A 23131-nucleotide genomic window follows, 5' to 3' on the forward strand; every position below is an offset into this window, starting at 1 on the left:
ATTTGCTGAGAATCCTCTGCGCGGTCGGCATCATCTGCCAGGAGTCCATGTTCTTGTCCTTTCTTGTCGCTAGGTAGCCGCCTTGAGAAGTCGTTCCCGACGCTGCCGGAAGGCCCGGAGCGCGGAGAGTGCGAGGAGCGCCACCGTCGCCGCGAGGATCAGCAGGGTGATGGGGCGCTCGAAGAAGACGCTCATGTCGCCCTGCGAGGCGATCAGCGTGCGGCGCACGCCCCGCTCGAGCATCGGCCCCAGCACGACGCCCAGGATCAGCGGCACGCAGGGATAGTCGAGCCGCAGCATCACGTAGCCGAGCACGCCGAACAGCAGCGACAGCGCGACGTCCGTCACGCTCAGCCCGAGCGAGAACACCGCGAAGCTCACGATCGCGAAGACGATCGGGTAGAGCAGCGCCCGCGAGATGAGAACGGTCGCGGCCAGAAGCGGCGTCAGCAGGATGGTGATGAACACCAGCACCAGATTGCCGATGTAGAAGGTGCCGAACAGCGTCCAGATGAATTCCGGATTCTGCTGGAACAGCAGCGGGCCCGGCTGGAGGCCGATCATCAGCAGGCCGCCCATGAGCACCGCCGTGGTGGCGGAGCCGGGAATACCCAGGGTGAAGAGCGGGATCATCGCCGCGTAGGAAGCGCTGTTATTGGCGGCCTCCGGCGCCGCCACGCCTTCGATAGCGCCGTGGCCGAAGCGTTCCGGCGTCTTCGAGAGGCGCTTGGCGCTGGCATAGGCGAGAATGGTCGCCGCCGTCGCGCCGACTCCTGGCAGGATGCCGACGACGAAACCGATCAGCGATCCACGCAGCAGGTCCCACTTGCTGACGACGATGTCCGACCAGCGGGGCAGCAGCGAGCGCAGGCTGTAGCCGCGCAGCGTGGCGGCCTCGCCATCGCCGGTCAGCGAGGCGAACATCTGGCCGAGACCGAACACGCCGACGGCGATCACCGAGAAGTCGATGCCGTCGAGCAGATGCGAACTGCCGAAGGTGAAACGCGGCAGGCCGACAATGGCGTCGAGCCCGATCATGCCGATCCACAGCCCGAGGGCGAGCGCGACAAACCCCTTCCAGACATTGTTTCCCCCCAGCACCGTCACCAGCGACAGCGCCAGGATCATCAACGCCGTCATTTCCGCCGGCCCGAAGGACAGGGCGGCGCGAGCGACCTGCTGGCTGAGCACGGTGAGCAGCAGGAGGCCGATCAGCCCGCCGATGAACGAGGCGAACACGCTCATTCCCAGCGCCGGACCCGCCATTCCCTTGCGGGCGAGCGGATAGCCGTCGATCACCGTCATCACCGATGGAGCGTCGCCGGGAATTCCCAGCAGGATGGAGGTGACGGCACCGCCGAACATGGCCCCGTAATAGACGCCGGCCAGCGCCGCCATGGCGGCGGTGCCGTCGAAGCCGACGACCACCGGGAGGAGAATGGCCACGCCGGCCGCCGGCCCCAGACCGGGAAGCACGCCGATGACGAGGCCCACCACCGTGCCGAACAGGACGGCGAGCAGCATCGTCGGCGTGAGGGCGGACGACAGGCCGCCCGCGAGTAGGGACAAGGTGTCCATGGAACTGCTTCCTCTTCCGCGCGCCGCCGCCTCAGGCGAGCGGCACCCCCAGGAGATGAGCGAAGACGTAGTAGCCGACGGCTATGGTGGCGGCAGTCACGGCGAGCAGCTTGCCGATGAAGCGCGGGGTGATCGGCCGCTCCGCCATGATGAAGCCCGCGAGCACCATCATGGCGGCCGTGGGAATGACGAGCCCCACATGTTCGGCCGCCAGGCACATCGCGCCGAACACGGCGACGATGGCGCCGACGCGGGCGATTTCCGCGCCTCCGATGCGGTCCGTCACCAACTCCCGCCGCCGAAAGCGGCCGACGAGGTCGCAGATCACGCACCCGACCAGCAGCAGGCCGACCCAGAACGGAAAAAACCCGGGACCGGGAACAGAGTCCGGCATGTATTCGTAGCCGATGGCTGCGAATAATATGCCGCCTCCTGCCAGAAGAAGTGCAACCGAAACGATATTGTCGAGCAGCTTGATATTCATGTCCGCGACCCCGTTCGCCTGATCGGCCGGCGGTGCTACTTGATGACCCCGAGCTCGCGCATCAGGATCTCGTAACGGTCGTTGATCTTGACGATCTCGGCGCCGAACGCCTTGCTGTCGAGATAGGCCGGCAGGACGGAGAAGCGCTCGAGATAGTGCTCGCGCCAGTAATCGCTCTCCGCGAGCTTCTTCAGAAGCGCCTCCCAGTAGGCGACGGTTTCCGGCGGCGTGCCGAGCGGCATCACCATGCCGCGCAGCTGCGCGAGCTGGATGTCGTAGCCCAGCTCCTTGAAGGTCGGCACATCCGGCAGGGCGGCGATGCGTTCCTCCGTGGTGATGCCGATGGCGCGGATCGACCCGCCCTTCACCTGGGCGATGATCTCGGAGAGATTGCCGAACATGACGTCGACATGGCCGCCGAGCAGCGCGCTGAGGGCCTCGCCGTCGCCGTCGAAGGGCACGACCTGCACCTTTGCCTTCATGTCGGCGGCGAGGCGCCGGGCCAGCAGGGTGGAATCGGAAACCGCCGCAGGTGAGCCGGCTATGAATGTTCCCTTCGCCGCGAGATCCTTCATCGTCTTGAACGGCGAATTGGCGGCCACCGCCATGATGTAGGGATCGCGGGCAATAGCGGCGAGCGGCTGGAAGTTCTTGTAGCTGACGGGCGAGCCGCCCATCAGCGGCGTCGTGAAGAAGGCAATGCTGACCGTGCCGACATAGTCGGGATTGCCCTTCCGGCCGGCCAGGAAATTGTAGCCGACGGCGCCGCCGCTGCCGGGCCGGTTGTCGATCAGGATGTTCACGGGAAGGAGCTTCAGCTCCTTGATGGCGCCGGCGATGTTGCGGGCCAGCACGTCGCTGCCGCCGCCGGCCGAGAAGGGGACGACGAACTGGATGTCGCGGGTCGGATAGTCCTCGGCCTTGGCGGGACCGAAGGAAAGGACCGACATCGCGGCAACCGACAGGACAAGGCGAGACAGAGAATGGGGAATCTTGGTGAGCATGGCGTTCTCCCAGATGCGCCCCTTAAGGGGCTTTGCATTCTTGTATACAGGAATTCTTGTACGCGCCTTGAAGCCGGCGCGTCAACCCTGCACGCATCGCGCGGGCCGGACAGCGGGCAGATCCCGCCGCTTTCGTCGATCGCAAGCGCGGCATGTCGCAGCCCTGCGCGGGGGAGACCCGGCGTACGGGCATGCAGGCGCGATGGGCGGTCCCGCGGGCGCACAGGCCGGGAACGGAGCTGATGCCGCACGTATGAGGCAGCCCGCCGGGACGCAATTGGGAATGATCTGGAAATCGACTGGCGAGGCCGTGGCCTCCCGGAAGGGAATCGAACCCCTGACCCCAGGTTTAGGAAACCTGTGCTCTATCCTGCTGAGCTACCGGGAGTGACCGCGCGTACATGAACCCAATCGCCTTTCCGGATCAAGGCCCCCCGCGCGCGCCTGAAGTACGGCTGCGCGTAGCGCGGGTGGGCGGGGCGGCGGCTTTGCGCTATCATGCGCCACCGCGATGATGATCGATCGCGACGATCGGGAGCGCAGCCGCCCGGGTGGAGCCACCGGGACGTGATGGTGTTTTCCGGCGTCGGCGGATGGAGACGATCATGCCGGGAAGTGTGAGCGTGCCGATTGTCCTGCCCGTTGCGTCGAGCCCCGGCTTCCGGCGCCGTAATCACATGCGCCTTTACGCGCCCGTCCCGGCATCCTTCCTTGCAACTCTCGCCCTTGCCCTGTCGCTGCCCGGCGCCGGTGCGGCGGGCGCAGCCACGCCGGCCGGCGACGCGCGCCCCGCGACGGCGGCCCGCTGCCCCGATTCGTTCGCGCCCGCTGGCCGGGTCGCCTCCGTCGACGAGGGCGGCGACCTCGTCCTCTCCGATGGCGGCGTGCTGCGCCTCGCGGGTCTCTCGCTTGCCGGCACGCAGCAGGGCCCGGCGCTCCGCGCCGCGCTGACCGAACTCGCTGTCGGGCGGGAAGTCGAGATCGCTCCGGCCGCCGGGCGCGACCGCTACGCCCGCCAGCCCAGCCTGGTCCGCCGCGCGGGGGAGGCCACGACCTTGCAGGAGCGCCTGCTCGCGCGCGGCCTCGCGGTCGCCCGTCCCGAGGCCGGGCTGCTCGGCTGCATGGCGGGATGGTACGCGGCGGAAGACACCGCGCGACGGGCGCGTCGCGGGGTCTGGCGCGAACTGCCGCTGCGCACGCGAGACGTGGCCGCGATCGGCGCCCGTCAGGGACGCTTCACAATCGTCGAAGGTCGCGTTCTGTCGGTTGGAAATACGCGCACGCTGCATTACCTCAATTTCGGCCCGGTTTGGCGGCAGGACATGACGGGAAGGCTGACCCAGGCGGGACACGCCGCGCTGGAGGCGGCCGGCATGCCGGCGACGGATCTGGCCGGACGGCACGTGACGCTGCGCGGAACGGTCTTCGAGGCCGGCGGACCGGCGATGGAACTGGTCTGGGCCGAGCAGATCGGCTGGACCGGACGAGCGGAGCGGGCCGGGACACCCGGAACGGTTACGGGCGGCGCCGATTCGGGCGACGCGGGAGCAAGGCAGGCAGGGGACGAGTGATCGGAGCGGTGGGCATAAGGGGCTGTCGGGGCACCGCGCAGGGCGAGGCACGCGCGAGCGCGTCCGCGCGCGTGTTCGTGCGCCGGCTTGTGCACGCGCTCATGCGCGCGATGCCCCTCGCCGGACTGCTCGGCGGCGTGCTGCTGCTCGGCGCCTGCGCGGCGCTCAACGAGCCCGGCACCGCCCGCGCGCCGTCCCCGCCGCCGCGGATCGAGGAGGCGCTGACCCCGGCGCAGCGGCAGGAACATGAGCGCCTCGTCGCCTCCTATGGCGGGGCCTATTCCGATCCCAAGCTCCAGAAGCAGATCGAGGGGATCGTCGCCCGGCTGGTCGCCGCCTCGGAGCGGCCGGACCTGCATTACCGCGTCACCATCCTCAATTCCCCGGCGGTGAACGCCTTCGCCCTGCCCAACGGCTCGCTCTACGTGACGCGCGGCCTGCTCGCCCTCGCCTCCGACAATTCGGAACTCGCCTCGGTGCTGGCGCATGAGATGGCGCACGTCATCGCCAACCATGCGGCGACCCGCGAGGACCAGATGAAGCAGGCGGTGCTGGTGAGCCGCGTCATCTCCGACGTCGTCAACGATTCCGATCTCGGGGCGCTGGCGCTGGCCAAAAGCCGCATCTCGCTCGCCAGCTTCTCGCGCGGGCAGGAACTGGAGGCCGACGCCATCGGCGTCGGCATCAGCGCCCGCGCCGGCTTCGATCCCTATGGCGCCGAGCGTTTCCTGACCACCATGGGCCGGCAGGCGGCGATCCGCTCCACCTCGATGAACCAGAGCGTCGGCACGGAAGCCTCGGACTTCCTGTCGAGCCACCCGGCGACGCCCGAGCGCATCTCCATCGTGATGGCCAATGCGCGCGAATACGCGGCGCCCGACAAGCCCGGCGAGCGCGACCGCAAGCCCTACCTCGTCTCCATCGACGGTCTCGTCTATGGCGACGACCCGAAGGAAGGCTTCGTGCGCGGCCGGCGCTTCTTCCACCCCAAGCTCGGCTTCACCTTCACCGCGCCGGAAGGCTTCACGCTGGAGAACACCTCGCAGGCGGTGCTCGGCGCCAGCGGGTCCGGGCGCGAGGCGCTGCGCCTCGACGCGGTGCGTGTCGCCGGCGACCAGAGCCTGGCGCAATATCTGTCGTCGGGCTGGATCGAGGGCGTGGAAATTTCCACCGTCGAGAGCCTGGTGCTCAACGGCTTCCCGGCCGCGACGGCGGTGGCGCGCGGCGAGCAGTGGTCCTTCCGCATGTTCGCCATCCGCTTCGGCAGCGACGTCTACCGGCTGATCTTCGCCGCGCGCGAGCTGACGCCTGAACTCGACCGCGCCTTCCGCGCGGCGGCCGAAACCTTCCGCCGCGTCTCCATCGAGGAGGCCGACAACGTCAAGCCGCTGCGCCTGCGCATCGTCACCGCCGGGCTCACCGACACCACGGAGAAGCTGGCCGGCAAGATGGACGTACAGGACAAAGCGCTGGAACGTTTCCTCGTCCTCAACGGGCTGAATCGCGGCGACAAGCTCGCCTATGGCGAGCAGTACAAGATCATCGCGGAATAGGGGCGGAGAGTGTTCCCGGATCGGCCTTCGGCCGTCCGGGATGACGATCCGGATTTCACGCCGAGAAGGCGCCCATCGGCACGTCGGGGCTGCGGGTCAGCGCGATGCGCAGCTTCTCGATGGCGCGGCTCTCGATCTGCCGCACCCGCTCCTTGGAGATGCCGAGGCGCGCGCCGATGGTCTCCAGCGTCTCGCTTTCCTCGTCGAGCCGACGCGCCTTGATGATGCGGAATTCGCGCTCGTTGAGGCCGCGCAGCGCGCCCAGCAGCCAGCGCCGGCGGCGCTCGCCGTCAATCTCCCGCACCGCCTGCTCGTCGGGCAGCGGATCGTCCGCCACCAGCAGGTCCATGCGCCCGGCGCCGTCCTCCTCGTCGAAGGCGAGCGGCGCGTTGAGCGAGAGATCGGGAACGCCGAGGCGCGCATCCATCCGTGCCACCTCCACCGGGCTGACGCCGAGCCGGGCGCCGATCACCCGGTGCATTTCCTCGCGGCTGGTCGGCGCGTCGGCGGCGGCGCGCTCCAGCCGCGCACGCAGGCGCCGCAGGTTGAAGAACAGTGCCTTCTGGCCGGAGGAGGTGCCCCCGCGCACGATGGACCAGTTACGCAGCACATAGTCCTGCACGGCGGCGCGGATCCACCAGGTGGCATAGGTGGAGAAGCGCACCTCGCGCGCGGTCTCGAAGCGCGAGGCAGCTTCCATCAGGCCGACATGGCCCTCCTGCACGAGGTCGGACATGGGCAGTCCGTAATTGCGGAAGCGGCGGGCGATGGCGATGGCGAGGCGCATGTGGGCGTGGATCAGCGCATGCAGCGCCTTCTCGTCGCCCTCGCGCGACCAGCGCAGCGCCAGCTCGTATTCCTGCGTGCGATCCAGAAGCGGCGCCGTCCTCGCGGCGCGCGCCAATTGGGTACTGCGACCGGCCTCGATGCTCATGCGCCAATCCCCCGAACAGGCGGGAACCGCGCGGCGGCACAGCTGGCGCGGACCCGAACCCGGGAAAAACGCGCAAGGGGGCGGAAAGTTCCGGCGCGGACACCGGCAACGCAGGGAACCCGCCACGAAAAAGGCCCGGCGCAGGGCCGGGCCTTTTCAGATCTCGCGGAGGCGACGCACGCTCAGGCGGCAGCTTCCTCGGTGGCGGTGTCGGTATCGGCCTCATCCTCGACCGCTTCGGCCTCGCCATCGGCCTTGCCGTTACGGCGCGGGCCCTTGAGCAGGTTCTGCTCGATCAGCTTGACCGCCTCGGTCTCCGTCAGGTTGTCGACGGCGGCCAGCTCGCGGGCCATGCGGTCGAGCGCGGCCTCGTAGAGCTGACGCTCGGAATAGGACTGCTCGGGCTGCGCCTCGGAACGGTAGAGATCGCGCACCACCTCGGAGATGGCGACGAGATCGCCAGAATTGATCTTGGCCTCATATTCCTGCGCGCGGCGGCTCCACATGGTGCGCTTCACGCGGGCGCGACCCTTGAGGGTCTCCAGCGCCTTCTTGAGGATGGCGGGCTCGGAGAGCTTGCGCATGCCGACCGAGACGATCTTCGGAACAGGCACGCGCAGCGTCATCTTGTCCTTCTCGAAGTGGATGACGAACAGCTCGAGCTTGAAGCCTGCGACTTCCTGTTCCTCGATCGACATAATGCGTCCGACACCGTGGGACGGATAGACGATGTGCTCGCCCGTCTTGAAACCCTGGCGGATATTGTTGGACGGCTTCTTGGTCGACGTCATGCTGTGCCTGCTCCTGGGTCTCGGTTCATCCGGCGCCGCGTCGCCCTCGGCGCGCTGCCGCCCGCGGCCCGGCCACGGGGGAAAAGAAACACCCCGGCTCCAGCGGGTGCGGGAGCCGTACTTCAGCCGTCGACGGAAAACTCAGGGAAGCCCGTCGCGCCATTTCCGCGCGAAAGACGAAGGCCCGACATAAATTCCGGGAGGGGCGCTCCGGTACGGGAGCGTTGCGCCATGGCAAACCCAATCGACTGCACGAAGGGCCTTATAGCACAAATCCTGTGAGAATCAAAATGCTGCCGCAATGCAGCGCGAGCCGCGCCGTCGCCGCTGAATCGTGCAGCGGCCGGCGAGGTACTCGATTCTGGGCGTTCCGCAGGGGCGCCTTATCAGTCCTGCTTACCCGGTTCGGGCGACAGATACTGTAGCTTGTCGGGCACACCGTCCCATTCCTTGGCCTCGGGCAGCGGGTCCTTGCGGTCGGTGATGTTCGGCCAGACCTTGGCGAAGTCGGCGTTGAGCGTGAGCCACTTGTCGAGCCCCGGCTCGGTGTCGGGCTTGATCGCCTCGGCCGGGCATTCCGGCTCGCACACGCCGCAGTCGATGCACTCGTCCGGGTGGATGACCAGGAAATTCTCGCCCTCGTAGAAGCAGTCCACCGGGCATACGGAGACGCAGTCGGTGTATTTGCACTTGATGCAATTATCCGTGACTACGTAGGTCATTAATCCAGTCTCCGTGCAAAACACGTGAATTAGGCGCGCGGCGAGGCGTCAGCGAGGCTCCGTAGCGCACCTGCCGACGGGGCGCAACAAGCATGGCACCCCTAGTGCGCATGGCTGCCCGGCGCGTTGTCGGGCTCCACCTCCACATAGGTAGTGCCGGCCGCCTGCGCATCCCCCCGCCGTTCGATGAAGCCGGTGACGCGCCACAGGCGCACACGCGCGTCGAGAGCAATGGTCAGAACGTCGCCGGTCCGCACCGGCTGGCTCGGCGCGGTGACGCGCACGCCGTTCAGGCGCACCCGTCCCGCCTTCACGAGATCGGCGGCGGCGGTGCGGGTGCGTCCGCAGCGCGCATGCCAGAGCCAGAGGTCTAGACGCTGCCGGCCGGGCGGCGACCCGGCGGGAGCGGCATCGCCCGCCCGCCCGTCGCCGCTCACGCGGGCCTCGCCACGGGCTCAGCCGCCCTTCTTCTCCGCCTCCATCCGCGCCTTCAGCGCGAGCAGGGCGGCGAAGGGCGAATCCGGGTCCACCGGCTTGTCGCGGCGGGTATCGTTGCGCGGCTCGTGGCGCGAGTCATGGCGCGAATCCTGGCGTGCGCCCTGATGCCCGCCCTGGAACCGCTCCTGCCGCTCGCCGCGCTCGGGACGCGGACGGTTGCCGCTCCGGTTGTCGTCGCGGCGCGGGGGGCGGCCGGCGGCCTCGCCCTCGGGACGGTCGGTCCGTGGCTCGCGGCGGCTGTCGTCGCGGCGATTCTCGTTCGGCGGCGGCCGGCGGCCGCGCTCGCCCTCGGGACGGTCGCGGCGGGCATCGGGGCGCCCGCCTTCGGCCGGAGGAGCGTCGGCGCGCGGGGCGGGCCGGTTGCCGTCGCGTCCACCGCCGGGCGCGCCCGGCTGGCCGCCCCGGCGATGCTGATGCGCCGGGCGGTTCTGCCCGGGCGGACGGCCGGGCCGCCAGATCTCGATCATCGCCGGCTCGGCGGGCGCGGCCTCGACAGGCGCAACCTCAGCGGCGGTCTCGGTCGCGGCGAGTTCGGTCGCGCCGTCCTCGGTGACAATGGTCTCGGCGGTATCGAGCGCGGCCTCCGGGGCGGCCTCCTCCAGCGCCGGCTCGACCGTATGGTCGAACACCGGGTCGGTGAACACCTCGCCGCTGACGGTGGCGACATCGACCGCGAGGGTCGCCTCGGGCGCCGGCTCGGAAGCGGGCACGTCTTCCAATGCCGGCTCGACCGTCTGGTCGAAGGCGACGTCGGTGCCCACCGGCACCTCGGCCGCAGCCACGGAAGAAACCTCCGAAGGTGTCTCGGAAGCGGAAACCTCGGAGACGGGCGCCTCCTCCACGGCGGCGTCGCTCGCCACCGGCTCGGCGGCCGGCGTCTCCACCGGAACCGCTTCGGCGGGCGCGGCTTCCACCGGCGCCGGGCGGCGCTCCATGCGGTAGCCGAGCGAGCGCAGGATCGAGGCGAAGTCCTCGCCGGCGCAGCCAGCCAGCGAAGTCATGGCCACGGTGGCGATGAAGCCGGAGCCGTCAAAGGCGCCGGCCGGCTTGTCGCCCGCCGCGCCCGGCCGCCACGCCAGCGCCGGCCGTATCAGGTCGGCAAGGCGCTCGAGAATGTCGACGCGCACCGCCCGGTCGCCGGCGACGCGGAAGCCGACGGCACGGTAGAGCCCCTTCTGGATCTCGGGATCGACCGGGATCGAGGTGCGGCCGGAGGCGGCGAGGTGCGGGAGCTCGTCGAGCCCCTTCTGCTGCAAACCGCCATGCTTGAGCGCCCAGAGCTGGGCGGCGAGCGCGCGCGGCGCCGGCTTCAGCAGGGTCGGGATATAGATGTGGTGCGCGCCGAAACGCACGCCGTGGCTGCGCAGAACGGCACGCGCCTCCTGCGGGAGACTTTTCATCTCCTCGGCCACCTTGTGGCGCTCCAGCACGCCGAGCGACTCGACGATCTGGAAGGCGATGCCGCGCGCGATGCCGGCCACGTCCTCGGCCTTGCCGAGCGCCAGCAGCGCGCCGAGCAGCTTCTCGACATGCGACTTCAGCCACAGCTCGACACGGGCCTGCACGCCGTCGCGGGCGGTGCCGGTCAAATGCTCGTCGGCGATGACCTTGAGGCGGGGTGCGAGCACCTCCTCGCCGGGGATCAGCTTGGCGACCGGGTCGCCGATCCAGCGCAGCGTGCCGTCGGCGGAGAGCACGAAGGCATCGTCGCCGGCCTCCGACAGCCGCGCGGCGCGCGCCTCGATCTCGCCGGCCAGCGCCTTCTGCGCGGCGGCGCGCAGCGCCTTCGCCTCGGGGCCGCCGGCGGAAGCGTCCGCCGCGAACTGGAAGCCGAGCAGGTGGCCGATCACATGGCCTTCCACGACGACATCGCCGGTCTTGGTGATTTCAGTTTCGAGCATCGCGTTCTCTCGCAGGCGCCTCATCAGCACGCTGGTCCGGCGATCGACGAAGCGGTGGGCCAACCGCTCGTGAAGCGCATCGGAAAGCCTGTCTTCCACACGTCGCGTGACGCCTTGCCAGTGTTCCGGGTCGTCGAGCCAGTCCGGCCGGTTCGCCGCGAAGGTCCAGGTGCGGATCTGCGCAATACGTCCCGACAGCGTGTCTATGTCACCTTCCGCTCGGTCCGCCAAGGCCACTTGTTTGGCGAACCAGTCGGTCGAAAGCCGTCCGTGCCGCATCAGATCGTCATAGACGGTCGAAACGAGGTCGGAATGGGAGGCCGGCGACACCTTGCGGTAGTCGGGAAGCTGGCACGCCTCCCACAGCCGTTCGACCGCCCGCGCGCTGGTGGCGTGGCGGCGGATGGAGGGGTCGCCGCCCACGCGCTCGAGCACCAGCACGTCGTCGGCGGTGGGCGCGCGGGTCAGCCCGTCCTCGCGCGGCGGTATGGCGAGCGAGCGGTGCAGCGTCTCGATGGAGGTGAAGTCGAGCGCCGAGTTGCGCCATTGCAGCACGCGGTGCGGTTCGAAGCTGTGCGCCTCCAGCCGCTCCACCATCTCGGCGTCGAAGGACGGGCAGCGCCCGGTCGTGCCGAAGGTGCCGTCGCGCTGGGCGCGCCCGGCGCGGCCGGCGATCTGGGCCATCTCGCCCGGGTTCAGCTTGCGGAACTGCCAGCCGTCGAACTTCACGTCGCCGGCGAAGGCGACATGATCGACGTCGAGGTTGAGGCCCATGCCGATGGCGTCGGTGGCGACGAGATAGTCGACGTCGCCATTCTGGTACATCGCGACCTGCGCGTTGCGGGTGCGCGGGGAGAGCGCGCCCAGCACCACCGCCGCCCCGCCCTGCTGGCGGCGGATCAGCTCGGCGATGGCGTAGACCTCGTCGGCCGAGAAGGCGACGATGGCCGAGCGGCGCGGCAGGCGGGTGATCTTCTTCTCGCCGGCAAAGGTGAGGTTGGACAGGCGCGGGCGCACCAGAATGCTGGCGCCGGGAATGAGTTTCTCCACCAGCGGGCGCATGGTGGCGGCGCCCAGGAGCAGCGTCTCCTCGCGCCCGCGCCGGTTGAGCAGGCGGTCGGTGAAGACATGGCCACGGTCGAGATCGGCGGCGATCTGGATCTCGTCCAGCGCCACGAAGGCGACGTCGAGGTCGCGCGGCATCGCTTCGACGGTGGAGACCCAGTAGCGCGGATTGGCCGGCTTGATGCGCTCCTCGCCGGTGATCAGCGCCACATTGTGCTCGCCGGCGCGCTCCACCAGCTTGCCATAGACCTCGCGCGCCAGCAGGCGCAGCGGCAGGCCGATCAGGCCGGAGGAATGGCCGAGCATGCGCTCGATGGCCAGGCTCGTCTTGCCGGTATTGGTCGGGCCGAGCACCGCCGTGACCCCGCGCGCGCGCAGCGAGGGAGGCAGCGGTCCGGCGACGGGGCGGGCATCGAGACGGCCATCCGGGCGCCCATGGCCCGGCGGGGTAGCAATGTTCATGAGCCGATCAACTGGTCGGGCCGGCGGGGACGGCCCTTGTAGCACAGGAAAGGCGGATATGGGGACGCCGCCCGCCGATTGCCCGCACCGGCATCTCTGCCGGCCCTAGGGAGCGCCCGCCCGGGCGGGAGCGGCGCGCCGGGGCACCATCGGTTCGGTCTCGAAACTCTCCGCGTCGAGCCGGGCCACGCCGATGGCGGTGGCCACGGCGGCGCGGAACGGCACCATCACCTTTGTGCCCGCGACGGGAACCAGCCAGACGAACATGTCGCGGTTCTTCATCATGTACTTCACCGCGCTGCGGTTGGGGCGATGGCCGGAGACCGGGCGGTAGGCGATGCGGCACACCACGGCGGGGCCCTCATAGCCCTTCTCCGCCTTGACCTCCTCGACCCGCTCGAAGCTGAGTTCGAGATCGTAGCGCTGGCGGCCGTCGAAGATCGAGAGCACCCGGTCGCAGGCCTTGGCCGAGAACGGATCGGCGGCGGCGGGCACCGCGATCAGCGCCGCCGTCATCGGGTCGAGCACGCCCTTCTTGTCCTTGTCGCTGATCGGCACCCGGTCCAGCGCGGGGTTCACCGGCGGCTCGACGCGCATGTCGGTGACGCCGACGGCATTCATCACGATGCGGATCGCCTCGGACTTCTTCTCGGATTCGGCCTCCATGGCGAAGCTGCGCGGGGCCGGTGCCCCGTGCTCCATGGTGCCGCGCGCCCCGGCCGTGCCCTTGCCGGGCGCGACCGCCTGGGCGACGCCGGTGAGGCGCCCGCTGCCGGAGGCGACATAGGATTTGTCGTCGATCTCGATGATGAGCGCGGCGCGGCCGAGTTCCAGCCCGCCGATCGACATGCGGTAGCGCGCCTCGAGGCGGCCATCCGCCTGTGCGCCCGTCAACGCCGTACCGGCCCCGGCAAGGGCCAAAACTGCCGTGAGGCAGACCCGCAGCATGGAGGCCGACACCCCGAATCGCCCGAACACACTCATAAGGGCGCCATTTATCCGTGTTTGCGATGACCTTGGAAGGCGGCGGAACTGTGACTCGCGCGACTCACGAAACCGGCATTGCCGCAGCGTCCGCCGCGCACGGCCGGCCTTGACGGGGCGGGGGCCGTTCCTTATAGGAGCGCACTCTTAATTTCCACGGATGCCGCATGCGGGATCGTCGGGCACTTCGTCCTGCGACGCATCGGCTGCGAAGACAAGGAAGTCCACGATGTCGCGTCGGTGCGAACTTACCGGGAAGGCGGTTCTGACCGGCAATCTCGTGAGCCACTCCAACCGCAAGACCCGTCGGCGTTTTCTGCCGAACCTGGTGAACGTCACGCTCACCAGCGACGTGCTGAAGCGGTCGGTGAAGCTGCGCGTGAGCGCCAATGCCCTGAAGACGGTCGACCATCGCGGCGGCCTCGACGCGTTCCTGATCAAGGCGCGCACCGAGGAACTGTCGCCGAAGGCCGCCGATCTGCGTCGCGCCCTTCTCAAGGCGAACGAAGCCGCCGCTGCCGCCTGAGCGCGATGAAGATCGCCGGCACCGAAGTCACGATCGCGAGGCTCGCCGTTCCCGTTATCTCCATGATGGCGGTGGTGGCGGCCTCGAACGTGCTGGTTCAGTACCCCGTCGAGCATTTCGGCCTGCACGAAGTGCTTACCTGGGGTGCCTTTACCTACCCGCTGGCCTTTCTCGTCAACGACCTGACCAACCGCCGCTTCGGCCCGGCCGTGGCGCGGCAGGTGGTCTATGGCGGCTTCGCGCTCGCGGTGCTGCTGTCGATCTATCTGGCGACCCCGCGCATCGCGCTCGCCTCCGGCACGGCCTTCCTGTTCGGCCAGCTTCTCGATATCGGCGTGTTCAACCGGCTGCGCCGCATGAGCTGGTGGCAGGCGCCGCTGGCCGGCAGCCTGTTCGGCTCGGCGCTCGACACCGCGCTGTTCTTCACGCTGGCCTTCGCCGGCGACGCGGACATGTCCTTCCCCGTCACCTACGCCTCGACCGGCATCACCGTGCCGCTCTGGGTCGGCCTCGCCTATTTCGACTTCCTGGTGAAGCTTAGCTGCGCCCTTCTGGCGCTGGTGCCCTATGGCGCGCTTATGGGCTGGCTGAAGCCCTGGACCGGCACCGCCGGCTCCCGCGCCCCGGCGCGCTGAGCCCCGCGCCTCACCTCTCCCGCACGCCTATTCGACCACCGCGAAGCGCAGCAGCAGCGTGCGCTGGAGCGCGGAGAAATTGTCGTCCGACACCAGCGTCAGGATCAGCTCGCCCGCCGCGTTGCGGTGCAGGGCGAGCCCTTCCATGTTGTCGATGGCGGCGAGCCGGTTGACGCTCAGCAATACCTCGCCCTCGACCAGCGCGTCCGGGCGGATGGCGGCGAGCGGAAAGCGGCGCAGGCGCAGGGCGACGCCGCGCAGCAGGTCGAAGCGCCGCTCCAGCAGATAGACCGTGCCGTCATCCGCCAGCGCCGCGTCGGTGGCGTTGAACTCATCCGTGCGGACGATGGCGAAGCGGCCGGTGGGCACCGGACGGGCCAGCGGACCGAACAGGAAGCCGGGCAGCCGGTCCGGCGCGTCCTGGCTCTCCTCGGCGATCACGATCACCGCCGCCGGATCGCCACCGGGCGGGGCCAGCATCGCCTCCGGCCCCTCATTATTGCCGAGCCGGGACAGCGCCGGGTCGGCGATCAGCCGGCGCCCGGCCGCGCTCACCGGATCCGGTCCGGGAAACAGCCATATCTCCTGCCGGCGCTCGATGCCGACGAGGTAGCCGGCGCTGGTGCGCACCAGCGATTCCACGTCGCCGTACCCTTTCGCGGCCAGCGTGCCGCCGCCCTGCGCCAGCATCGGCGCCAGCCGCGTCCCGGCGATGCCGGTCGGGCGGTCGCCCTCGCTGAGAATCTGGCCAGTGAGCCAGTAACCGCGATCGGTGATGGCGACAAAGCCGGCCCCGTCGGCATCCACCGTCAGCCCTGAGAGGCCGCCGAATTCGGCGGATGGCGAGGTCAGCACCAGCCCCCCGCGGAACTCCAGCACCCCGAAGCGCGTGGCGCCGCCGGCATCGAACCGCTCGATGGGGGTCGCCGCGATCTCGACCGGCACGGGCTGCGCCGCCGCTTCCCGAGTGGCGAGCAGTGCAAGGCCGAGAGCAAGGCCCAGCGCAAGGCACGGCGGAATTCTGGGAGCGAGGCGCGGGGCCATGTCGTATCTTCCGGTCAGGAGCCGCATCTCAGCGCCGGGCCGGCAGCATGCGCAGCAGCAGGCCGTCCCGCCGCCCGAACTGGTGCCAGAGCGCCGCCGCGACGTGCAGCGCCACGAGGGCCGCGATGACATAGGCGAGCGCGACATGCACGCGCCCGGTGCCCAGGCTCTTGCCGAAGGCGGTGGTAGTGACCGCCCCGAGAACCGGCTGCACAAGGATGGCGAGATAGAGCAGGCCGTGCGTGGCATGCGCGGCGAGGGCCGTGAGGCGGGACATGCCCTCGGGCAGCGGCGGGGCGGCGTGCGTCAGCCGCCAGCCGATGCGCAGCACCGCCAGCGCCAGCACGGCATAGCCCGCGAACAGATGGGTGCGGAAGAGATAGAAGCGCGGCGGCGAGCCGCGCTCGAAGGCGCCCCAGCTCCAGCCGGTCGCGAACTGGACCAGCACCAGAGCAGCCACGAGCCAGTGCAGCAGGCGGGCGACGCGATCGTAGCGGCTCGGCATCGGGCGTCCCTTCGGATCGTCGAATCGGTTGATCGAATCGGATGGCGGGGAAGAACGCATATTGCGGCGCGTTTCGTTTCCATGCCATGTCATGAAAGGTCGAATTGTTCGGGAGCAGGCGTTGACGCGTGCGGATTCCACCAGTCGGCTCGCACCCCGGCCGGCCCGCACGGGCGACCCGGCGCGGCCTGTCGCCGCCCGCCTGCCGGCACCCGGTGCCGCCGGCACGGAGGCCACGCGCCTCGGCCGCCCGAAGACCCCGACCCGCCTCAAGCGCATCGAAGCCAAGCGCAACGCCATCCTCGACGCGGCGCTCTCGCTGTTCTCGCGTTATGGCCGCCACGGCACCACGGTGGAGGAGATCGCCCGCACCGCCGGCGTCTCGAAGACCAACCTGTTCTACTATTTCGCCTCCAAGGAGGAGGTCTATGTCGGCGTGCTGAGCCGCCTGCTCGACCAGTGGCTGGACCCGCTGCGCGAGCTGCAGCTCGACACCGACCCGATCCAGGGCATCGGCGAGTATATCCGCCGCAAGATCCTGTTCTCGCGCACCCATCCGGAAGCCTCGCGGCTATTCTGCCTGGAGATGGTGCAAGGCGCGCCGCTGCTGCGCCACGAGCTGGAGACCTCGCTGAAGGAGCTGGTCGACGCCAAGGCGCAGGTCATCCGCGCCTGGACCGCCGCCGGCAAGCTGGCGCCCATCGACCCGCACCACCTCATCTTCTCGATCTGGGCGACCACGCAACACTACGCGGATTTCGCCTCGCAGATCGACGCGCTGCTCAAGACGGGGCTGGACGACGACCGCTTTGTCGAAGAGGCTACGCGCAACGTGCAGCGCATCGTCCTCGACGGGCTGCGCGTGAGGGAGGGCGACTGAGCCTTCGCCGCCCCTACCCCTACAAGGATTTCCGTGATGAAGCGCCGCGCGCTGCTCCTGTCCGCCGCCGGCCTGTCGCTTGCCGCCGCCCTTCTCGCCGCCGGCCTTGCGCCGACCCCGCTGCGCGCGGCGACCCCCGACATGCCCGCCGACACCGGCCGCCAGGCCAAGCCGCTCGATGTCGAGGCGCTGCTGAACGACCCGCAGGCGCCGACCGCCGGCAATCCCAAGGGTGACGTCACCATCGTCGCCTTCTTCGACTACAATTGCGGCTATTGCCGCAAGTCGATGCCGGTGCTGGAAAAGCTCGTCGCCGACGACGGCAATATCCGTCTCGTCTACAAGGACTGGCCGATCCTGTCGGAATCCTCCGTGGTGGCCGCCCAGCTCGCCCTCGCCGCCAGCTACCAGGACAAGTACGCCGCCGCCCACAAGGTGCTGATGAAGGTCCCCGGCCGCGCCTCGACCGAGCGCATGAGCGAGGCGCTCGGTGCGGCGGGCCTCGACCGCAAGCGGCTGGCGAAGGATCTCACGGCGCATGCCGCCGACATCGGCGCCCTGCTCCACCGCAACAACGAGCAGGCCGAGGCGCTCGGCCTGCCGGGCACGCCGGTCTATCTGGTCGGCCCCTACAAGGTCGCCGCCGCGCTGGACTATGAGGGCTTCAAGCAGGTGGTCAAGGACGCTCGCGAGCGCGCGGCCGAGCGCTAGCGCGAATCCCCCCCGGCGAATCCCCTGCGCTAACCCTCCGTCTCCACGTCGAGCAGCGTCGCGGCACGGGCCAGTACCGCCTCGCGCGGGCCGGAGGTGTCGAGCGACACCCAGTCCAGCGGGCCGATCTCGCGCCCGGCCTGCCAGCGCACCACTTCCGCCGTCGCGTCCGAGGCGTCGCCCCGGCGCGCGCTGACCCGGTGCTCCAGCGCCTCCACCGGGGCCTCCAGCCACAGGCCGAGGAAGTCGACTCCGCTCTCCCAGGCGACCTCGGCGATCGCCGCGCGCTCGTCGGCGCGCTGGTGCACGGCGTCGACGATCACCCCGTGGCCGATGGCGAGGATCGCCTCGGCGCGCATGCGCAGAGTGTCGTAGACAACCTGCGTCGCCTCCATCGAATAGGCCTCGGGCGGCAGCCGCTCGGTCTCCGGGGTGCCGTTGAGGCGTTTGCGCTCGATATCCGAGCGCAGATGCACAGCGCCGGGCACCGGCCCGACCAGCGGCGCCAGATGCGCGGCCAGTGTGCTCTTGCCCGAGCCGGACAGTCCGCCGACCGCCACCAGCCGCACCGGGCGGGGGCGCAGCGCCGCCTCGGCGAAGGCGAGATAGGCCCGCGCCTCGCTTGCCGCCTCGGCACGCGCCGCCCCGGTGCGCTGCGCCCGCGCCGCCACCGCCACCTGCGCGCGGATCGCCGCCCGCAGGGCGATGAACAGCGGCAGCGCGGCGAGGCCGTCATAGGGCGGGGCGTCGCCGCAGGCGATGAGGTAGCGGTTGAGCAGGTAGTTGGCCTCGAAGGCGAGGCCGCGCACGCCGATATCCATCAACAGGAAAGCGAGGTCGTAGAGCCGGTCGGTGGTGGCCAGCGCCTCGTCGAATTCCAGCGCGTCGAACAGCACCGGCCGCCCGCCGATCAGGGCGACGTTGCGAAGGTGCAGGTCGCCATGGCAGCGGCGCACCTCGCCGGCGGCGGCCCGCCGGGCGAGCAGCGGCTCCAGCCGGTCGAACGCCTCGGCGAAGGCGCCGTCGAGCGCGACGACCCGGGCCGGCGCCAGCACGTCCGGCGCTTCCTCCAGCCCGGCGACGACATTGCGCGCCACCGCGCGCAGCTCGCGCCCCGTCTGCCCCTGCACCCGCGCGGCCTGCCGGTGAGCGCCCTCCACCGTCGCGGCAAGTGCGGCGAGCACGGGCGGGGAGAGCCCCTGGCGCGCCGCCACCCGGTCGAGCGTCGCCTCCTCGTCGAAGCGGCGCATGTGCACCGCCCATTCCACCACCTCGCCCCCTGCCTCCCCGACGTCGCCCAGATGCAGCGCGCCGGCGCGCCGGACCACCGGCACAAGGCCGAGATAGAGATCGGGTGCGGTGGCGCGGTTGAGTTCCAGCTCCCGCGCGCAGGCGCGGCGGCGCTTTTCGAGGGTGGAGAAATCCATGAAGGAGAAGCGCACCGCCCGCTTCACCTTGTACACGTCCGCGCCGGCGAGGAAGACGGCGGCGCCGTGCGTGTCGATGCGCCGGACTTCGCCCTCCCCGAGACCGTGGGTGGCAGGATCGGCCAGCAGGCGGAACACCGGCTCCTGGTCGGCGACGACATGATCAGCGGCGTTCATTCTGCGGCACCTGTGTGCCGCCAATCTACAACAGCCGCCGGACGCCGCCATACGGCAAGACGCGGGGGAAAGCGTCATAATCGGGCCGGGTGCCCGTGCATTTGTGGATGGGAGCGGGCGCGGATTCGCCGTAAAGGGAACCATCTCCGGTTCGACAGGATCTCCCGTGACCGCACCCACGCCCCCCAACCGCCGGCCGCCCGGCTTCGGCAGCGACAATGTGGCCGGCGTCTCGCCTGCCATCCTCGCGGCGCTCGCGGCCGCCAATGACGGACCCGCGCCCTCCTATGGCGCCGACGAGATTTCCACCCGGGTCGAGGCCCGGCTCTCCGCCCTGTTCGAGCGCGAGGTCGCCGTCTTCCTCGTCTCGACCGGCACGGCGGCAAACGCGCTGTCGCTGGCCGTGCTCACCCCGCCCTGGGGCGCCGTGCTCTGCCATGCGGACAGCCATGTCGAGAACGACGAGTGCGGCGCGCCGGAATTCTTCTCCGGCGGGGCGAAGCTCGTCCATGTGCCAGGTGCGGCGGCGAAGATCGACCCCGATGCGCTCGCCGAGGCGGCGCGGCGCAACCGGGGCGACGTGCATTGCGTGCAGCCATCGGTGGTCTCGATCACGCAGGCGAGCGAACTCGGCACGCTCTATTCGGTCGCCGAGACCGCGGCCATCGGCGCGGTGTGCCGGCAGGCCGGCCTGCCCCTGCACATGGACGGCTCGCGCTTCGCCAATGCGGTTGCCGCGCTCAAGGCGAGCCCGGCCGAGCTGACCTGGAAGGCGGGGGTCGACATCCTCTCCTTCGGCGCCACCAAGAACGGGGCGCTGGGCGTCGAGGCCATCGTGCTGTTCGACCGCAAATGGGCGGACGAGCTGGCCTTCCGCCGCAAGCGGGCCGGCCATCTCTCGTCCAAGATGCGCTTCCTCGCCGCGCAGATGGACGCCTATCTCGCAGGCGACCTCTGGCTCGCCAATGCCCGGCAGGCCAACGCCATGGCGGCCCGGCTCGATGCCGGCCTGCGCGCCATTGCCGGCGTCGCGGTGCAGGGCGAGGTGGAGGCGAACATGCTGTTCGTGCGCCTGCCGCAACCGATGATCGACGGCCTGCTGGCGCAGGGCTTCCGCTTCTACACCGACCGCTGGGGCGAGGGCGTGGTGCGCCTCGTCACCTCCTTCGCGACCAGCGAGGAGGACGTCGACCGGCTCGTGGAGGCGGCGGCGAAGCTGGCTTAACTCCCGTCGTCATCCCGGCCGAAGCGTAGCGGAGAGCCGGGATCGCTCGCCGACTTCACGCGATCCCGGATCGGCCTGCGGCCGTCCGGGATGACGGCTGGCGGTCACATCACCGAGGACACCACCTCGGGTGATTCTTCCAGCGCGTGGGCGATGTAGTCGAGCGCCGAGCGGATCTGGGCCCGGCTCGCCGGCCCGCCGAGGCACACGCGCACCGCCTCGATCGCCGGCCCGGACACCGTGAAGGCGTCGCTGGCGACCACGCCGATGCCGGTCGTGCGCATGTGGCCGACAAAGGCCGAGCGGGTCCACGGCGCCGGCAGCTCGACCCAGAGGTTGAAGCTCAGCGGATCGGCACGGAACGAGCCGGCCGGCAGCAGCTCGGCCGCCAGCGCCTGCCGCGCCGCCGTCTCCGCCCGGATGAAGCGCAGCAGCGTGTCGGCGGTGCCGTCCTCGATCCAGCGCGTGGCGAGCGCGCTGGTCAGCGGCGAGGCCATGACGCAGGCGGTGCGCAGCGCCGCCGCGAAGGGGTAGCCCGAGCGCGCATCTGGCACCACGACATAGGCGGCGCGCAGGCCGGCGCCGATGCATTTGGCAAGGCCGGCAATGTGCCAGGTCAGGTCCGGCGCGATGGCGGCCAGAGGCGGCGGCCCGTGGGCGGGAATAAAGCCATAGGCGTCGTCCTCGACGATCGGCACGCCGAAGCGCCGCGCCACCGCGGCGATGGCGGCGCGCCGTCCCTCGGGAATGGTGAGCGTGGTCGGGTTCTGCAGGGTCGGGTTGAGGTAGAGCGCCTTGGGGGCGTGCTCGCGGCAGGCGCTCGCGAAGGCGTCCGGGTCGATGCCGTCACGGTCCATCGGCAGGCCGACGAGGCGCAGGCCGAGCTGGGCGGCGACGGCGCGCGCGCCGGGATAGGTGATCGCCTCGCACAGCACCACGTCGCCCTGCTTCGCCAGCAGGCCGAGAATGCCGAGCAGCGCGGGATGCGCGCCCGGCGTGACGAAGACGCGCTCCTGCGCCGGTACCAGCGCGCGCCGGCTCAGCCAGGCGGTGGCGGCGTCCTTGTCGGCGCGGGTGCCGCCGAAGCCCTGGTAGCGCAGCAGCCCGACGAGATCGCGCCCGACCTCGGCCAGCCCCTCCTGCATGCGCTCGATCAGCGCCGGGTCGTCCGGCTCGGGCGGCAGGTTCATCGAGAGGTCGACGCCCGCGCGCGCGGCGGCGGCCGCCGGACGCAGCTTGGCGCGGGGCGCGCCGGTGACGAAGGTGCCCTGCCCGACGCGGGATTCGACGAGGCCGCGCTTCTGCGCCTCGACATAGCCGCGCGCCACGGTGGTGAAGTCGATGTCGAGCTTCGCCGCCAGCTTGCGCTGCGGCGGCAGCCGGTCGCCGATGGCGAGGCGGCCGGCGCGGATGTCCTCGGCGATCAGGTCGGCGATGGCGAGATAGCGCGGCTTGTCGGAGCGGGTGAGATCGGGAATCCAGTCGGCCATTCTTCTCAGTCCCATCTTCGGCCCGCGTGCGCACCGCACCCGCCGGGCCGTCCTTCTCTAGCACGACGCGATTGACTGTATAATGTTGCAGAGGTGGCGTGTCACCACTGGTCCACAATTTGCTGCATACGCTCTTGTACGTAGGGCCTTCTGCCGCCTGCGCAGCGAGCGGGCATTTTCCCGCTCTTTCCTTGAGCGCCCGCCTTTGTTTTCAACAGTTCGGAATCAATCGGTCCTGCCTGATTGAATGTATTCTTGAATGTAAAATGACTGTTTTGATGATTCTTTGTTCAATCCATCAATTGGCACATTGATTGCAGTTCCCTCTGGCACGGGCCGGCACGCCGCCGGACCCATCCAGTCAAGGAGAGCGACATGGCCACCATCACCGTGCCGGCCCACCAGAAGGGCGACGTCCTGGTCGACTACGAGGACAAGAAGTTCGAGGACGTAAAGGCCGCTCCCGGCGAGAAGGCGCTCGTCACCTTCCACACCGTCGCCTTCGAGGGCTCGATCGGCCTCGTCAACCTGCTGCAGGCCTCGCGCCTGATCCAGAAGGGCTTCGAGACCTCTGTGCTGCTCTACGGCCCCGGCGTCACGCTCGGCGTGCAGCGCGGCTTTCCCAAGCTCGGCGACGAGGCCTTCCCCGGCCATCTCAACTTCAACGGCCGCATCGAGAAGATCCTGAACGACGGCGGCAAGGTCTATGCCTGCCGCTTCGCCCTGCAGGCGCTCTACGGCCATGGCGAGGGCGCGCTGATCCCCGGCATCGTCCCGGTCAGCCCGCTGGACGTGCTCGACATCGTCCTGCTCCACCGCCGCGACAACGCCTTCATCCTCGACACCTGGACGCTGTGACGGGCGCGCCGTGACAGATTCTGCCGTCATCCCGAGGGTGACGGTCTTTCCGTCATCCCGGCCGAGCGAAGCGAGAGCCGGGGCCGCTCCCCGATGGGAGAGCGAT

Annotated in this window: 21 protein-coding genes and 1 tRNA gene; 8 read left to right on the plus strand and 14 right to left on the minus strand. The window is 69.8% G+C overall.

All coding sequences use genetic code 11. The annotated features are described in order from the left end of the window. Window positions 1-69: 69 nt before the first annotated feature. From GBB76_RS12110 to GBB76_RS12125, 4 genes are all read right to left on the minus strand, one after another. Window positions 70-1578, minus strand: a complete 1509-nt coding sequence (locus GBB76_RS12110) for a tripartite tricarboxylate transporter permease (protein ID WP_152303534.1) — start codon at window positions 1576-1578, stop codon at window positions 70-72. Between the two features lie 31 nt (window positions 1579-1609). Then, a complete protein-coding gene (locus GBB76_RS12115; protein WP_152303535.1) occupies window positions 1610-2062 on the minus strand; it encodes a tripartite tricarboxylate transporter TctB family protein in 453 nt (150 codons plus the stop codon). A gap of 35 nt (window positions 2063-2097) precedes the next feature. After that, on the minus strand, window positions 2098-3066 hold the full coding sequence (locus GBB76_RS12120; RefSeq protein ID WP_152303536.1) for a tripartite tricarboxylate transporter substrate binding protein: 969 nt from the start codon (window positions 3064-3066) through the stop codon (window positions 2098-2100). Between the two features lie 311 nt (window positions 3067-3377). Beyond that, window positions 3378-3454, minus strand: a tRNA-Arg gene (locus GBB76_RS12125). 289 nt (window positions 3455-3743) lie between these two features. Here GBB76_RS12125 and GBB76_RS12130 point away from each other — a divergent pair. After that, the gene (locus GBB76_RS12130; RefSeq protein ID WP_152303537.1) at window positions 3744-4637 is read left to right on the plus strand and encodes a thermonuclease family protein; all 894 of its coding nucleotides are present in this window, start codon (window positions 3744-3746) and stop codon (window positions 4635-4637) included. A 101-nt stretch (window positions 4638-4738) separates the two neighbouring features. Next, window positions 4739-6190, plus strand: coding sequence for a M48 family metalloprotease (locus GBB76_RS12135; RefSeq protein WP_152303538.1), 1452 nt, complete (start codon window positions 4739-4741; stop codon window positions 6188-6190). A 55-nt stretch (window positions 6191-6245) separates the two neighbouring features. On the opposite strand, the gene GBB76_RS12140 is transcribed toward GBB76_RS12135, so the two are convergent. The 6 genes from GBB76_RS12140 to GBB76_RS12165 all read right to left on the minus strand — a co-directional run bounded on the left by GBB76_RS12140 (window position 6246) and on the right by GBB76_RS12165 (window position 13523). Beyond that, window positions 6246-7124 carry an RNA polymerase factor sigma-32 gene (locus tag GBB76_RS12140; RefSeq protein ID WP_152303539.1) on the minus strand — a complete coding sequence of 293 codons (879 nt, stop codon included), beginning with the start codon at window positions 7122-7124 and terminating at the stop codon, window positions 6246-6248. A 182-nt stretch (window positions 7125-7306) separates the two neighbouring features. Next, a complete protein-coding gene (locus tag GBB76_RS12145) occupies window positions 7307-7915 on the minus strand; it encodes a CarD family transcriptional regulator (RefSeq protein ID WP_152303540.1) in 609 nt (202 codons plus the stop codon). Between the two features lie 386 nt (window positions 7916-8301). After that, the gene (fdxA, locus tag GBB76_RS12150) at window positions 8302-8637 is read right to left on the minus strand and encodes a ferredoxin FdxA (RefSeq protein WP_152303541.1); all 336 of its coding nucleotides are present in this window, start codon (window positions 8635-8637) and stop codon (window positions 8302-8304) included. A gap of 101 nt (window positions 8638-8738) precedes the next feature. Beyond that, window positions 8739-9074: an RNA-binding S4 domain-containing protein gene (locus GBB76_RS12155; RefSeq protein WP_152303542.1), complete on the minus strand. Its 336-nt coding sequence runs from the start codon at window positions 9072-9074 to the stop codon at window positions 8739-8741. A gap of 18 nt (window positions 9075-9092) precedes the next feature. Continuing rightward, on the minus strand, window positions 9093-12563 hold the full coding sequence (locus GBB76_RS12160) for a helicase-related protein (RefSeq protein WP_152303543.1): 3471 nt from the start codon (window positions 12561-12563) through the stop codon (window positions 9093-9095). Window positions 12564-12668: 105 nt separating this feature from the next. Then, entirely contained in the window at window positions 12669-13523 is an 855-nt protein-coding gene (locus GBB76_RS12165; protein WP_246668906.1) for a DUF3108 domain-containing protein, read from the minus strand. 253 nt (window positions 13524-13776) lie between these two features. Between GBB76_RS12165 and rpmB the strand changes: the two genes are divergently transcribed. Further along, window positions 13777-14073 (plus strand): 50S ribosomal protein L28, encoded by a 297-nt coding sequence (gene rpmB / locus GBB76_RS12170; protein WP_152303544.1) that lies wholly within the window; start codon window positions 13777-13779, stop codon window positions 14071-14073. Window positions 14074-14135: 62 nt separating this feature from the next. Continuing rightward, window positions 14136-14708 (plus strand): queuosine precursor transporter, encoded by a 573-nt coding sequence (locus GBB76_RS12175; protein ID WP_371717115.1) that lies wholly within the window; start codon window positions 14136-14138, stop codon window positions 14706-14708. A gap of 27 nt (window positions 14709-14735) precedes the next feature. On the opposite strand, the gene GBB76_RS12180 is transcribed toward GBB76_RS12175, so the two are convergent. Beyond that, on the minus strand, window positions 14736-15752 hold the full coding sequence (locus GBB76_RS12180; protein ID WP_152303546.1) for an esterase-like activity of phytase family protein: 1017 nt from the start codon (window positions 15750-15752) through the stop codon (window positions 14736-14738). A 28-nt stretch (window positions 15753-15780) separates the two neighbouring features. Next, window positions 15781-16257, minus strand: coding sequence for a cytochrome b (locus tag GBB76_RS12185; protein WP_152303547.1), 477 nt, complete (start codon window positions 16255-16257; stop codon window positions 15781-15783). Between the two features lie 202 nt (window positions 16258-16459). Between GBB76_RS12185 and rutR the strand changes: the two genes are divergently transcribed. Both rutR and GBB76_RS12195 read left to right on the plus strand, forming a co-directional pair. Beyond that, a complete protein-coding gene (rutR, locus tag GBB76_RS12190; RefSeq protein ID WP_371717116.1) occupies window positions 16460-17137 on the plus strand; it encodes an HTH-type transcriptional regulator RutR in 678 nt (225 codons plus the stop codon). Between the two features lie 36 nt (window positions 17138-17173). Continuing rightward, window positions 17174-17848, plus strand: coding sequence for a DsbA family protein (locus tag GBB76_RS12195; protein WP_152303549.1), 675 nt, complete (start codon window positions 17174-17176; stop codon window positions 17846-17848). A 29-nt stretch (window positions 17849-17877) separates the two neighbouring features. Here GBB76_RS12195 and GBB76_RS12200 read toward each other — a convergent pair whose 3' ends face one another. Continuing rightward, entirely contained in the window at window positions 17878-19452 is a 1575-nt protein-coding gene (locus GBB76_RS12200) for a bifunctional aminoglycoside phosphotransferase/ATP-binding protein (RefSeq protein ID WP_152303550.1), read from the minus strand. A gap of 166 nt (window positions 19453-19618) precedes the next feature. Between GBB76_RS12200 and GBB76_RS12205 the strand changes: the two genes are divergently transcribed. Then, window positions 19619-20677 carry a low specificity L-threonine aldolase gene (locus GBB76_RS12205; RefSeq protein WP_152303551.1) on the plus strand — a complete coding sequence of 353 codons (1059 nt, stop codon included), beginning with the start codon at window positions 19619-19621 and terminating at the stop codon, window positions 20675-20677. A 104-nt stretch (window positions 20678-20781) separates the two neighbouring features. Here the strand turns inward: GBB76_RS12205 and GBB76_RS12210 are convergent, their stop codons facing one another. After that, window positions 20782-22167 (minus strand): PLP-dependent aminotransferase family protein, encoded by a 1386-nt coding sequence (locus GBB76_RS12210; protein WP_152303552.1) that lies wholly within the window; start codon window positions 22165-22167, stop codon window positions 20782-20784. Window positions 22168-22542: 375 nt separating this feature from the next. Between GBB76_RS12210 and GBB76_RS12215 the strand changes: the two genes are divergently transcribed. Next, complete coding sequence (locus tag GBB76_RS12215) at window positions 22543-23025, plus strand: MSMEG_0572/Sll0783 family nitrogen starvation response protein (protein ID WP_152303553.1); 483 nt, start codon at window positions 22543-22545, stop codon at window positions 23023-23025. The last annotated feature ends 106 nt before the right edge of the window (window positions 23026-23131 follow it).

Source organism: Ancylobacter sp. TS-1 (genome assembly GCF_009223885.1).
Taxonomy (GTDB): Bacteria; Pseudomonadota; Alphaproteobacteria; order Rhizobiales; family Xanthobacteraceae; genus Ancylobacter.